Origin of the sequence: Actinoallomurus bryophytorum (assembly GCF_006716425.1) — a bacterium.
Lineage (GTDB): Bacteria > Actinomycetota > Actinomycetes > Streptosporangiales > Streptosporangiaceae > Actinoallomurus > Actinoallomurus bryophytorum.
This window is the reverse complement of the sequence record NZ_VFOZ01000001.1, coordinates 5,246,082-5,259,655: the sequence shown is the minus strand read 5'-3', so window position 1 is coordinate 5,259,655 and position 13,574 is coordinate 5,246,082. Positions and strand designations below refer to the sequence as shown.

The 13,574-nt window shown below is 71.2% G+C and carries 9 protein-coding genes; 6 read left to right on the top strand and 3 right to left on the bottom strand.

Features of this window, described 5'->3' with window-relative positions; all coding sequences use genetic code 11:
* Nucleotides 1-15: 15 nt before the first annotated feature.
* Nucleotides 16-1,005 carry an endonuclease/exonuclease/phosphatase family protein gene (locus tag FB559_RS24695; RefSeq protein WP_221640170.1) on the bottom strand — a complete coding sequence of 330 codons (990 nt, stop codon included), beginning with the start codon at nucleotides 1,003-1,005 and terminating at the stop codon, nucleotides 16-18.
* A 375-nt stretch (nucleotides 1,006-1,380) separates the two neighbouring features.
* Between FB559_RS24695 and FB559_RS24690 the strand changes: the two genes are divergently transcribed.
* The 5 genes from FB559_RS24690 (at nucleotide 1,381) to FB559_RS24670 (ending at nucleotide 9,714) form a co-directional block, all read left to right on the top strand.
* Complete coding sequence (locus FB559_RS24690; RefSeq protein ID WP_141958072.1) at nucleotides 1,381-3,753, top strand: substrate-binding and VWA domain-containing protein; 2,373 nt, start codon at nucleotides 1,381-1,383, stop codon at nucleotides 3,751-3,753.
* 186 nt (nucleotides 3,754-3,939) lie between these two features.
* Nucleotides 3,940-5,451 (top strand): RNA polymerase sigma factor, encoded by a 1,512-nt coding sequence (locus tag FB559_RS24685; RefSeq protein WP_141958070.1) that lies wholly within the window; start codon nucleotides 3,940-3,942, stop codon nucleotides 5,449-5,451.
* Nucleotides 5,452-5,505: 54 nt separating this feature from the next.
* Nucleotides 5,506-7,191 (top strand): AMP-binding protein, encoded by a 1,686-nt coding sequence (locus FB559_RS24680; RefSeq protein ID WP_141958068.1) that lies wholly within the window; start codon nucleotides 5,506-5,508, stop codon nucleotides 7,189-7,191.
* A gap of 242 nt (nucleotides 7,192-7,433) precedes the next feature.
* Nucleotides 7,434-8,858 carry an RNA polymerase sigma factor gene (locus FB559_RS24675; RefSeq protein WP_141958066.1) on the top strand — a complete coding sequence of 475 codons (1,425 nt, stop codon included), beginning with the start codon at nucleotides 7,434-7,436 and terminating at the stop codon, nucleotides 8,856-8,858.
* Between the two features lie 79 nt (nucleotides 8,859-8,937).
* Entirely contained in the window at nucleotides 8,938-9,714 is a 777-nt protein-coding gene (locus tag FB559_RS24670) for an isocitrate lyase/PEP mutase family protein (protein WP_141958064.1), read from the top strand.
* A 405-nt stretch (nucleotides 9,715-10,119) separates the two neighbouring features.
* On the opposite strand, the gene FB559_RS24665 is transcribed toward FB559_RS24670, so the two are convergent.
* On the bottom strand, nucleotides 10,120-11,184 hold the full coding sequence (locus FB559_RS24665; protein WP_141958062.1) for a phosphotransferase family protein: 1,065 nt from the start codon (nucleotides 11,182-11,184) through the stop codon (nucleotides 10,120-10,122).
* 346 nt (nucleotides 11,185-11,530) lie between these two features.
* On the opposite strand from FB559_RS24665, the gene FB559_RS24660 reads away from it, so the two are divergent.
* Complete coding sequence (locus FB559_RS24660) at nucleotides 11,531-12,223, top strand: hypothetical protein (RefSeq protein ID WP_141958060.1); 693 nt, start codon at nucleotides 11,531-11,533, stop codon at nucleotides 12,221-12,223.
* Here the strand turns inward: FB559_RS24660 and pdxR are convergent.
* The gene (gene pdxR, locus FB559_RS24655) at nucleotides 12,135-13,553 is read right to left on the bottom strand and encodes a MocR-like pyridoxine biosynthesis transcription factor PdxR (protein ID WP_246122004.1); all 1,419 of its coding nucleotides are present in this window, start codon (nucleotides 13,551-13,553) and stop codon (nucleotides 12,135-12,137) included. The two genes, FB559_RS24660 and pdxR, sit on opposite strands and share 89 nt — an antisense overlap.
* Nucleotides 13,554-13,574 lie beyond the last annotated feature (21 nt).

Genomic DNA, 13,574 nt, shown 5'->3' with positions numbered 1-13,574 from the left:
GTATCCCGGCTCGGGTCACGGAAGCCGCAGCTGCGCGAAGAGCGCCCGGTGGTCGCTGGCGGGCTGGAGGTAGATCTTCACCCGCTCCACCGCGACACGCTTGTCGGCGAGCACGTGGTCGATGGTGATCGGCGGCCAGGGGCGGAACGTCGGCACGAGCCCCTGCCCGGTCGCGTCGGCCGCGTCGGTGAAGCCCTTGCCGATCAGCTCGCGCAGCGGGGCGTGGTCGAGTGTGGCGTTGAAGTCGCCGGCGACGATGCCGACCTGACCGTGCGGCGTGGCCGGAGGGATCTCACCGATGTCATGCCGCCATCTCGGGGCATCGCGGCCGAGCGGCGCCGGCGGGTGCGCGGCGGTCATGCGTACGGGAGACGTGCCGGGCACCTCGACGGTCGCGCTGACCATGGCGAACGTCGTCGGCCCCCGCTCGGGCAGCTCCTTCAGCGGATAACGGGAGTACAGGCCGCTGCCCTCGGGGCCGCTGCGCGGATCGATCATGCGGTACGGGAGCAGCCCCTCGATGCCGGCCTGGTCGAGGCGGTCGGCCGCGTCCGGGGTGAACTCCTGCACGCTGAGCACGTCGGCGCCGGTGCGGCGTACGAGGTCGACCAGTGACGCGTTGCCGGCCGCACCGAACCTCAGGTTGGCGGTCAGGATCCGCAGCTCCGGGCCTGTCGCGCGCGGCTGCCCGCCGCTGAACGCGCGGGGCAGCACGATCCCGGCGTACACCGCGGCGACGGCCAGCGCGACGCCGAACGCCACCCAGTTGCGGGTCAGCGCGGCGATGGCCAGCGGGATGACCACGCCCGCCGCGACGTACGGCACGATCGCCATCGCCGGGACCAGGACGGAGGAGAGAGAAGAGATCCGGTCCACGCCGACGAGACGCGCCACCGCCCACAGCAGCCAGCAGGCCACCAAGATCCAGGTGATCATCGCCATCCCTCGCCGCCGGGTGACCGGGCGTGACGTCGAATCGTCCTGCGCGGTCGCGAGTTCGGTCATTGCGTTGTCCCCCAGTCGCCGCCCGTAACCCCCGCCCTACTGTGCACGACGAAGCTGAGTCCGGGGTTCAGGTTCGTGCGTATACCGGATCGCATCTTGGCACGCGGCCGAGAACGGGCCCGCGAGAGCGTGCAGTCAACCGGACGTGACCCTAAGGTTTACCCGCCCTGCCGGATGACTCCGCAGTACACGGGCCTGGGAGCCCCTGATCGGCGCGCAGCGGGCGGGCTGCTCCTTTACCACAGAGCAAGGTTCTCAGTCATATCAAGATCGCGTTGACCTGCAATCTCTTCCCTCCTGTCTCTTTGGTCACAGCTTGCAAGGCGACTACAGTTCCGCTCTATATCCACCCATCCATCGCGAAAGAGGACAACCGTGAGCGGACGTCGCCGTAAGGAGATGCCCCCGGGCGGCACGCCCGACGACGGTCGGTCCGGCCGGCCGGTACCCCCGGGGCACGGGAACTCCGGCGACACGGGTCAGTTCGCACCACCGCCGCCAGGGCAGGGCCGACCGCAGGGACAGTACGGCGGCGGAGGCGGTCGCGAGCCGTACCGCGGCTACGGAAACGAACGGAACGACCCGCCTGCGAGCGGTGGATATCAGGGCGGCCCACCCGACGACCGTCCACCCGCTCCCGGCCGTGATGGTCCCGGTTACATCGGACCCGGTCTCGGCAGATCCGGCCTGGGCGGCCTCGGCGGGCCGGGCCTCGGGTCCGGGTCCAGGGCCGGGTCCGGCTATGGCAACCCGGGCTACGGAGGCGGTCCGGGTTACGGCGGCTCCGGTTACGGCGGTTACGGCAACCCGGGCTACGGCAACCCCGGTTACGGCGCCCCGGAGCCGGGTGGACCGGGCGCGGGAGGCCCAGGCCGGGGAGATCCGGGAGGCCCCGGCGGGTCCGGCCACGGCGGTTCGGGCGGCCCCGGCGATGACGACGACGACCGTGACTTCGGCCGCGACGACTTCGGTCACGGCGGGCCCGGCTCGATGCCCAGCGGCGCGGGCCGGCGGCGTGCGGTGCGCCGTCGTTCGCTCAGCACGCTGATCGGCCCGCTGGCCGGCGCGATCGGGCTGGCGATCCTGCTCGGCGCGGGCGTGTACGCGCTGGCCGGCAGCCGCGGGTGCAGCGGCGATTCGGTCCAGCTCAACGTCGCGGTGGCCCCCGAGGTCGCCCCGGCCATGAGTCAGATCGCCAAGTCGTTCGACGACGCGAAGCACTCGGTCGACGGCAAGTGCGTCCAGGCCAAGGTGAAGGCGTCCGACCCGGCCGGGATGTCCACCGTCCTGTCGGGCGGCGGCTCCGTCCCCGGCGAGATCAACCCGGATATCTGGATCCCCGACTCCTCGCTCTGGGTCACCATCGTGCACAGCACGCCCCAGGGTGCGTCGAGAGTGAGCCTGACGCCGACCTCGGTCGCCAAGACGCCGATCGTCGTCGCCACACCGCGGACGTTCGCCACCAAGATCCGCAACCAGGGGATCCGTCCCACCTGGGACATGCTGCTCAAGGCCACGGACGCGCTCTCCGCCGGCGCGGTGAGCAAGAACGACATGCTGCCGGCCGACTCCGTGCACCTGCAGATCCTCGACCCGAACCTCAACGCCGGTGGCATGGCCGCCGTCGTCATGACACACCAGTTGCTCCAGGGCGACCCGAACGCGAATCCGATCTTCACCCAGATCGTGCGCAACGTGCAGAACAGCCTCTCGCCGACGCCTCAGGCGCTGTTCGCCAGCTTCCACCGGCAGCTGCACGGGCGGTCTCCGGTACTGATCGTCCCCGAGCAGTCGGTCTGGAAGTTCAACCAGGGCAACCCGGCCACACCGGCCACCGCGCTCTATCCGAGCGAAGGCCTGCTCAGCCTGGACTACCCGTTCACGCTCGCCACCTCCGACCAGACGAAGGTCCGCGCGGCCGGGCTCCTCGAACAGGCGATGAGCAGCCCGCAGGCCACGAAGGCCGTACAGGCGCTGGGGTTCCGCACTCCCGACGGTCACCCCGGTGACGGCTTCACCGCGAAGAGCGGGCTGAGCCCCCGGATCCCGCGGGCGCTGCCCTCCCCCGGCACCGGTGACGTCACCGACGTCATGCAGGCATGGACCAAGCTCTCGCTGCGCACCCGGATGCTGACCCTTCTCGACGTGTCGGGGTCGATGGCCCAGCCGGTCGGCAAGGGCGTGACCCGGATGCAGGCGACCGCGCAGGTGGCCCAGGGCGGGCTCGCGATGCTGCCCGACGCGACCGACCTCGGCCTTTGGACGTTCTCCACGAACCTGAACGGCAGTCTGGACTACCGGACCGAAGTGCCGATCGGGCCGCTGTCCACGCGGCTCGGGTCGGGGACGCGCCGGCAGGCGATCCTGTCCGCGCTCGGCCGCGTACGGCCCAAACCCGACGGCAACACCGGCCTGTACGACTCCGTCCTCGCGTCCGTGCGCTCGCTGAGGAAGACGTACAAGACCGGGTACTACAACTCGGTCCTCGTGCTGACCGACGGGAAGAACGACGACGACCACGGCATCTCGCTGAACAACCTGCTCGCGACGCTCAAGCGGGAGGCCGACCCGGATCGGCCGGTTATGGTCATCTTCATCGGCTTCGGGCCGGATGTGGACATGGGGGCCATGCAGAAGATCGCCGTACAGAGCAACGGCGAGGCCTACCACGCCCTGAAACCGCAGGATGTGCAGCGAATTCTGCTGGAGACCATCGCCCGCCGTATCTGTGCCCCAGAGTGTCACTGAGAGGTCGACACGACTTCATATCGGTCTAATCATTCGGGAGAGGATTTTCTGGGATTAGTGGTTGGATCCTGTGAACCAGGCTCCTCAGAACGGCGTCTTTAATACGGAGGCCCGACGGGAGCGGGGCGTCGGGCCTCCTTCTTCATCTCCGGGGGCTGTCCGGCATGACACTCTCGGGAGGCTCTTGTGGCCGGTTGGCCCAGTCTCGGTCGTGTAGAGGATCGCCGACTGGCGCAGGCACTGCGCGACGGTGATGCCCTCGCACTCGCGGAGATCTACGACTTCTACGCTCCGCGCCTGTTCGACTACTGTCACGCACTGCTGCGTGACCAGGATCTGGCCGCGGACGCCCTGCACGATTCGCTGATCGCCACGCGGGAGCACATCGGCAAGCTGCGTGAGCCGGAACGCTTCCGCAGCTGGATCTACTCGATCGTCCGCAACGAATGCCTACGGCAGCTCGGCGACCCCGACCGGCCCCAGCAGCGGCACGAGGCGCCCGAGCAGTCCGAGGACGCGTTCCTGGACGCCGAAGAACGTCAGCGGCGCGAAGAGACCCGGCAGCTCGTGCACAGCGCACTGGCCGGGATGGCGGCCCGCCACCGCGAGGCCGTCGACCTGTCCGCACGGCACGACCTGTCCGCCGAGGAGCTCGCCGGAGTGCTCGGCATCTCCACGCAGCAGGCCACGGAGCTGGTCGCCCAGGCACGCGACGACCTGGACAACTCCCTCGCCGCCGCCATCATCGCCCGTACGGGCCGCGGCGACTGCCCGAGCGTCGCGGCGCTCGTGGACGAGGACGAGTGGCCGCTGCCGACGGAGGTCTGCCGCAAGCTCATCCGCCACATCGAGTCCTGCCCGGTCTGCCGTGACCGCCGCAAGCGCAAGGTCTCCACGAACCGCCTCATGCAGGTGCTGCCGGTCGCGGCCATGCCCTCCGACCTGCGGATGGCCGTACTCTCCCTCGCGGAGGCGCCCGACCAGCACGAAAACCGCCTGCGCATCGCGCAGCGCGCCGAGCCGTTCGACGTCTGGGGCTGGCCGACGAGCCTCGAACGCCGCGCCCAGCCGGCGCGCAAGGAGAGCCGGCGCGGCGAGGGCGGCTCGTCCCGCCTGCTTCCCGCCATCGCGGTCGCCGCCTGCGTCATGCTCGTGATCGGCGCTATCTTCCTGCTCACGAGCGGTGGCGACTCGGACGGCTCCAAGAACCTGAACAACAAGGTCCCCGGCGGTGTCGCGGCCGCTCCCAGCGACAGCGCGTCGGACTTCCCCTCGCCGAGCGACAGCGTCGAGCCTTCGCCCTCGAAGTCCAAGCACTCGCCGTCGCCCACCCCGACCAAGAAGACCCCCACGCCGACGCCGACCAAGGCCCCGCCGAAGCCGCCGGCCCCGCCGACCCACAAGCCGCCGACGCACAAGCCCCCGAAGCCGGGCACGCTGTCCGTCAGCACCTGCAGCATGGATGTCGGCGACGACTCGTGCGACATCACGCTGACCGCCCAGGGCGGCACCGTGCATTGGAGCGTCTCGAGCGCCACCGGCGTCTCGGCCTCCGGGAGCGGCACCTTGCCAAAGGGCAAGTCGGTCACGGTGACGGCACACAAGCCCAGCCCGTGCTCGGCGTCGGGTACCGGAACGGTTTCGTTCTCTCCGGGGGGCAGCGCCTCGGTGCAGTACGACTGCCTCCTCGGAGGCTGATCCCGGCGGCATCGGTGTTTACGTGGTCGGGGGCCGAGTGCCAGGATGCGACGCATGACCCCCGATGCCGCCACCTTCAAAGCGGCCCGCGACTTCCTGCTTGCGCGCGCCGACGACTACGAGACCGCACGCAGCGGCTTCCGCTGGCCTGACGCGACGGGTCTCAACTGGGCCGTGGACTGGTTCGACGGTGTGCTGGCCGAGGAGTCTCCCGACGCCACGGCGCTGTGGATCGTCGAGCAGGACGGTTCGGAGGCCAAGCTCACGTTCGCCGAGCTCGCCGACCGTTCGAGCCGTGTCGCGGGCTGGCTGCGGGCGAACGGCGTCGGGCGCGGCGACCGGATCCTGCTCATGCTCGGCAACCAGGTCGAGCTGTGGGAGACGATGCTCGCGGCGATGAAGCTCGGCGCCGTCGTCATCCCGGCGACGACGCTGCTCACCCCGGCCGACATCACCGACCGGATCGAGCGCGGCGGTGTCCGGCACGTCGTCACGCGCGCCGACGACACCGCCAAGTTCGAGGGCCTCACCGGAGACTGGACCAAGATCTCGGTCGGCCCGGCCGAGGGCTGGCTGTCGTACGAGGACGCGGCCGGCGCCGAGCCGTACTCCGGGGGCGACGAGGCCACGCACGGCGACGACACGCTGCTCCTGTACTTCACCTCCGGCACGACCGACAAGCCGAAGCTGGTCGAGCACACCTACGCGTCGTACCCGGTGGGTCACCTGTCCACGATGTACTGGATCGGCCTGCGCCCGGGCGACGTGCACCTGAACATCTCCTCGCCGGGCTGGGCCAAGCACGCGTGGAGCAACCTGTTCGCGCCGTGGAACGCCGGCGCCTGCGTGCTGGTCTTCAACTACACCCGTTTCTCGGCGGCCGCGATGCTCGACGTACTGAAGCGGTGCGAGGTCACGAGCTTCTGCGCTCCGCCGACCGTGTGGCGCATGCTGATCCAGGAGGACCTGTCCGCCTGGCGGCTCGGGCTGCGCACGGTCGTGGCGGCGGGCGAGCCGCTCAACCCCGAGATCATCGACCAGGTACAGAAGCACTGGGGCCTGACGATCCGCGACGGGTACGGCCAGACCGAGACGACGGCGCAGATCGGCAACTCCCCCGGGCAGACGCTCAAGCCGGGCTCGATGGGCCGCCCGCTGCCCGGATACACGATCGCTCTCATCGACCCCGCCACCGGGGAGGAGAGCGACGAGGGCGAGGTCTGCATCGACCTGTCCGAACGTCCGGCGGCGCTGATGGTCGGCTACTCCGGCGACGCCGAGCTCAACGACGCGGCGATGGCCGGCGGTTTCTACCACACCGGCGACGTGGCGACGAAGGACGCCGACGGCTACATCACCTTCGTCGGCCGTACCGATGACGTGTTCAAGGCGTCGGACTACCGGATCTCGCCGTTCGAGCTCGAGAGCGTGCTGCTGGAGCACGAGGCGGTGGCCGAGGCCGCCGTCGTACCGGCGCCCGATCCGGTACGCCTCGCGGTGCCGAAGGCCTACGTCAGCCTGGCGGCGGGCCACGAGCCGACGGCCGAGACCGCCCGCGCGATCCTCGCCCACTGCCGGGAGCACCTCGCGCCGTACAAGCGTGTGCGCCGCGTGGAGTTCGCCGACCTGCCCAAGACGATCTCGGGCAAGATCCGGCGCGTCGAGCTGCGGGGGCTGGAGGGCGGCGAACGCCGTCCGGAGGAGTTCCGAGAGGACGACTTCCCCGATTTGAAGTCATGATCGGCCGACAAACCGTCCGTCCGTAAGTCGAGGTCGTGGCGTCCTGCCGCGGCGTTCCTGTAACGCAGGGTCAGAGCTTCCTGGGCCTTTGCCGAGATAGGTCACCCACCGTAATTGAACAATTCATATTTGCCATCAAAAGCTGCCAATGAGGTCGCTTTTAGTGGCAAGATCCTGTGAACCATCGTTACGAATGGGGCGTCTGCGCCCTCGTGCCACCACCAGTTCAGCAGGAGGACCACGTGGCCGGCTGGCCGAGTATCGACAGGGCCGACGACCAGCGTCTCGCCCAGTCGCTGTATGCGGGTGACGCGACCGCCATGCCCGAGATCTACGACGCGTACGCGCCACGCCTGTTCGACTACTGCCACGTGCTGCTCCGCGACCAGGAGGGCGCCGCACTCGCGCTGCACGACTCCCTGATCACCGCGCAGGAGCGGATCGGCACGCTGCCGGACGCGCGGCTGTTCCGCGGCTGGCTGTACTCCGTGACCCGTAACGAATGCCTCCGGCGCCGCGCGTACGCCGACCCGCCCGCCGAGCGCCGGCGTGCTCCGGAGGCCGCCGGGCTGGAGGCCGACGAGGCCACGCGTCAGCTCGTGCACGCGGCCCTCCTCGTGCTCAACGGCCCGCAGCGAGAGGCGCTGGACCTCTCCCTGAGGCACGAGCTGGACCCGCACGAGCTCGCCGAGGTCCTGGGCGTTTCGCCGCACGACGCGTCCGTACGCGTGGCACAGGCCCGGCACGACCTGGACGACGCGTTCGCCGCCGTCGTCGTCGCGGCGACCGGCCGCGACGACTGCCCGAGCGTGGCCGCGCTGGCCGGCCCGGTCGACGCGCCACTGGACTCCGACACCTGCGCGAAGCTCGCCCGGCACATCTCGAACTGCCCGATCTGCGGTACGCGCGGCAACCGCAAGGTCGCCACCGCGCGGCTGCTGCACGCCATGCCCACGGCCGCCATCCCGGGCGCGCTGCGCTCACGTGTCCTCAGCACGGCGTCCGCCCCCGAGCTCGCGGACCTGCGGGCGACCATCGCGATGCGCGCGGAGCCGCCGTCCGAGCCGGAGGCCGAACCCGAGCCGGAGCGTACGGCGCCGCGTCTCTGGCCGGTCTTCGCGGGGGTCGCCTGCGTCATGGTCATCGTGGCCGCGGTGTTCTTGATGATGCCCGGCTCGGGCCAGCAGAAGACGAGCGGCGAGGCGCCCATCGCCTCCCCGAGCGACTCCTCGTCCTTCTCCTCCGACGACCCGGACCCGTCCGACTCGGCGGAGCCCAGTCCGAGCGACAGCTCGGGATCGCCCACTCCCTCGCCGTCCAAGTCGAGCAAGACCCCCACCCCGGGGGCGTCCTCGAAGCGTCCCGGCGGAGGCCACCAGCAGCCGCCTCCGGCGGCGCCGCAGGGCCCGGGCACGCTGTCCGTGTCGGGCTGTCACATGAACGGCACCCAACACTGCTCGGTGACGTTGACCGCGAGGGGCGGCCCGGTCAACTGGCGTGTGTCGGGCACCAGCGGGAGCATCAGCGCGGGCGGAAGCGGCAGTCTGTCCGCCGGCCACACCGCGTACGTCCAGGTCACCCGGCACGACAGCATCTGCCTGAGCGGCGGCAGCGGCTCGGTGTCCTTCTCCTCGGGCGCCAAGGCTTCCGTCACCTGGAGCTGCTGACCGGCCGGGGCGGGGTTCCGCCCCGGCGTTCCCCGAGTGGCCCTTCAACCGGGCCGCTCCAGGCCGTACGGTCGAGAGCATGAGCCTCAGCGAGAAGGCCGCGCGTCTGCGCGCGCTGCACCGTGACGAACGCCTCCTCGTGCTGCCCAACGCGTGGGACGCCGCGAGCGCACGGGTACTCGCCGACGCGGGGTTCGCGGCGCTCGCCACCGCGAGCTACGCCGTCGCCCACAGCCTCGGGTACGAGGACGGCGAGGGCGCGCCGCCGGAGGAGATGTTCGCGGCGGCCGCCCGCATCACGCGCAGCGTCGACGTCCCGGTCACGGTCGACGCGGAGGCCGGCTACGGTCTCGCACCGGACGAGCTGGCCGGGCGCCTGCGCGAGGCCGGGGCCGTGGGCTGCAACCTCGAGGACACCCTCCACGGCGAGGCGGCGGGCCCTGATCGCGCCCTGGCCGACCTGACGACACAGGCCGAACGCGTCGCCGGGCTGCGGGCGGCCGACCCCGACCTGGTCATCAACGCCCGTACCGACGTCTTCCACGGAAACGCGCTACCCGGCGCCTCGGACGAGGAGATCCTGGAGGAGGCGGTTGCGCGTGGCCGCGCGTACCTCGAGGCGGGAGCCGACTGCGTCTTCCCGATCATGGTGACCGACGAGAGGTCGATCGGCATTTTGGTCGAGCGGATCCCGGGGCCGGTCAGCGTCATCTACCGGCCCGGAATGCCGCCCCTGGCCCGGCTTGCCGACCTGGGCGTCGCCCGGGTGACGTTCGGTCCGGGCCTGCACCGCGTGACCATGACGCTCCTCGGCGACCTCGCCAAGAAGCTGTACGAGGGCGCGGAGCCGTACTAACGCGTCTAGGCCTGTCTCGAAGCCCTCGGTCCGGGCCGCGCCCTGTCTGGAGCTCGCCCTGTCTGGAGCTCGCCCTGTCTGGAGCCCACCCGTCTGGAGCCCACCCGTCTGGAGGTCGCCCCGTCTGGAGGTCGCCCCGTCTGGAGGTCGCCCCGTCTGGAGCCCACCCGTCTGGAGCCCACCCGTCTGGAGCCCACCCACCTGGAGCCCACCCACCTGGAGCCCACCCACCTGGAGCCCACCCACCCGGGGGTGCCATCCCACTCTCATTGTCCAGCCAGAACAGCCGCGGGCGGAAGTAGAGCGGGGTTCTGTGGATAACCCCATGCGGCGCCGCCCAAGGGCCACACGGGCGGCGCCACACGGGCGGCGCCACACGGCTACAGCACGACTATGAGACAGACCCTAGATCGCGCCCTCGTCCAGCACGCGGTGGGCTCGCTCGATGAAGACCGGCACCGACGCGCCGATCTGCTCGAAACCCTCCCCCACCGTCGCCTTCTGCAGGAACCTCGCGTGGATCCCCTCCAGGATGACCGCGAGCTTGAAGCAGCCGAAGGCCACGTAGAAGTCCAGGTCCGCCAGGTCGAACCCGGTGAGCTCGGCGTACCTGCCGGCGAACTCCCTGCGGGTGAGGAACCCGGGCACGCTGGTGACGGTCGACCCGACCGCCGCGGGGGCCCGGTCGGTATCGCCGGCGTCGGCCCAGTACACGAGCGTCAGCCCGAGATCGGACAGCGGGTCGCCGAGCGTGGACATCTCCCAGTCGACGACCGCCGCGATCTCCGGCTTCGGCCGCAGCCGTACGAGCGCGTTGTCGAGCCGGAAGTCGCCGTGGACCAGGCCCGTGAGCCCGTCGGCCGGCAACCGCTCCCCCAGCCGCTTGACGAGCCGGGCGTACGCCTCGTCCGTCCCGCTGCCGGGGTCGGCCGGATGCGATGCCTCCCACTGCCGGCCCCATCGTTTGAGCTGCCGGGCCATGTAGCCCTGCGGGCGGCCGAACTCGGCCAGTCCGGCCTGCTCGACGTCGAGCAGGTGAATGGCGGCGAGCGCCTCCGCGAGGCGCTCGGAGAGCGCGCGTGCCTCCTCGGCCGTGACGTCCACCGCGTCCTCGGGCGTGCGCAGGACGCGGCCCTCGACGTGGTCCATGAGGTAGAACGGCGCGCCGATGACGTCCTCGTCGGTGCACAGCGCGAGGGGCGAGGGCACGGGTACGTCGCTGCCGGCGAGCGCGGAGAGAACGGTGTGCTCACGGCGCATGTCGTGTGCGGTGGGAAGCACGTGGCCCAAGGGGGGCCTGCGGAGTACGACGCGCCGGTCGCCGAGCCGTAGAAGATAGGTGAGGTTCGACCGGCCGCCGGCGAGAAGCTCGATCGCGGTGATCGGCTCCTCCCCGGGCAGTGTCTCCGCCAGCCAGGACGACAGGCGGGGGACGTCGATACCGGGTACTCCGGCCACCTGGTCAGTCATGCGCTCTCCTCGCTCGGCTCACGCGCCTATTAGAACGCGACTCGGTATGCGGACGCGAGCCGCCCCTCGGACGCGTCTGACAGATCCCTGTCCTCCTGCGCGGCGCACGGCCCGGCGGGCACGCTCCACTCGGCCGGATCCGGCCCCGAGGGGGTGGCCGGGAGTCACCAAGGGTACGCACTCGAACCGTCGATGCATCAGAACGGCAGCAAAGGGGGAGGCCAGCACATAACTCCGCAAACTAGACTCGGCCGGACAACGACCCGGCTCATCTCGGAGAACACACCACATTCTTCTTTAGGACCATTCGGGGCCAGCACCACGACCCGACTGGGGGGAACTCATCGTGTCCGACGCATGGCTGCCCGGAGCCGGAAGACTCCATTCCCGACACGACGGCGGCCCGCTGCAGGGCGGTGCGCCACGCGCCGTCTGGCATACCAGTGAGAACGACCCGCTCATGATCTCGGCGCGCTCGGTCGCGTACCGCCTGGAGCAGCGGGGCAGGAACGCCCACGTCGTGTGGAATCCCTTCACCGGCGAGATCATGCAGCTGGTGCCGGCCACCCAGGCCGCCGTGCTGCTTCCGGACGGCATCGGCCGCGAAGGCCGGCGGTGCCTGCAGATCGTCGTGGTCGGGTTCGCACGCGAGCCCTTCACCGGCGGGGCGATGAAGGGCCTCGGCATGATCGTCGACTGGCTCGACGCGTGGCAGGTCCCGCGGCGCTGGCCGGCCGGCGAGCCGCTGCCACCGCCGGAGGCGTACAGCGCCCGCCAGGACCGGCGGCCGTGGGCGCGGGGCGGCCATTTCGGCGTCTCTCAGGTGCCGTACGCCGCCGGGCCCGGGCCCGGCGCCATCGACACCAACCGGATCACCGGCCGCGAGCCGCCGGCGGGCGTGCCTCAGCTGACACTCCCCGGCAGCACCGAGGGCCCGCGCTCGTCCCGTCTCATGTCCTCCGATGCCGTGCAGGTTCCGCTGCCGCCGCCCGTACCGCCTCCCGAACCAGCTCACGTACGAGCGAGCAGCCCGACCTGATCTGGGGCTCGGTCGCGCCTCCGTAGCCGATCACGAGGCCATGGACGCCCGGCGTGACCGCGTGGCGCTCCTCCAGGGTGGCGAGCAGCACACCGCGTTCGGCGGCGCGCTCGGTCACCTCGCCGGTGACCCCTTCGGGGAGTTCGACCACGAGGTGCAGTCCGGCGGTGTCACCCCGCAGGGGCAGGTGCCCGAGCGTCTCGACGACGGCCACGCGCCGCCGCGCGTACTCGGCGCGCATGCGGCGTACGTGACGGTCGAGGTCCCCGCGTTCGAGAAGGATGCGTACGGCCTCCTGGGGCACCACGGCGGTCCGGTCGCTCAGCCGCCCGCGCGTCTCGGCGATCGCCTCGACCAGGTCGGGCCGCGCCACCAGCCAGCCGGCGCCGAGCCCGGGGGCGAGCGTCTTGGACGTCGTACCGAGATAGATCGTCAGGTCCGGGCCCAGGCCGTACAGGGCGGGCAGCGGAGCCACGTCGTAGCGGAACTCACTGTCGTAGTCGTCCTCGACGACCAGAGCGCCGTTGCGCCGCGCCCAGGCCAGCAGCGCCTGGCGCCGCGGCACCGGCAGGCGGCCGCCGAGCGGGTACTGGTGCGACGGCGTGGTGTAGATCAGGCGCAGCCCGCCGGGAAGGGCGTCCACCACCAAGCCGTCCTCGTCCACCGGGCACGGCACGACCTCCGCGCCCCGCGCCGCCAGGACCTCACGCGCGGTGGGGTAGCCGGGCTCCTCGACGCCGACGCGGTCACCGGGCCGCACGATCGTGGCGGCGAGCAGGTCGAGGCCGTTGGTCGCGCCACGCGTGACCAGCACGCGCTCCCGCGAGCAGGCGACGCCACGGCTGCGGCGCAGGTAGTCGACGAGCGCGGTGCGCAGGCCCGGCAGGCCCCGCGGATCCGGCCGGGCCACCGGCGGGACGGTCACCGCCAGCCGCCAGGCGCGCCGCCACGCCGGGGTGTCGAGCCCGTCGACCCACGGGATCCCCGGCCGCAGATCGATGTCGGGCGCCTCGGCGGGCCGGCCGGGACCGCGGTGTGCGGTGCTCTCGGCCCTGACGGCGTCGTCCGTGGCGATGTCGGCGACGTACGTGCCCGAGCCGTGCCGTCCTTCCAGCCAGCCCTCGGCGTAGAGCTGCTCGTACGCGGCGGTGACGACCGTACGGCTGACGCCGAGCGCCGAGGCGAGCGCGCGGCTGGAGGGCAGCCGCTCTCCCGCGCGTACCCGCCCGTCGTTCATGGCCTCGCGCAACTGGCGCCCGACCTGGACGCTGAGCGGAAGCTCCGTACGACGCTCGACGACCACCGGCAGGTCGAACTGGTGCCGCGACAAAGTGGCTTCTCCCTTCGGCGC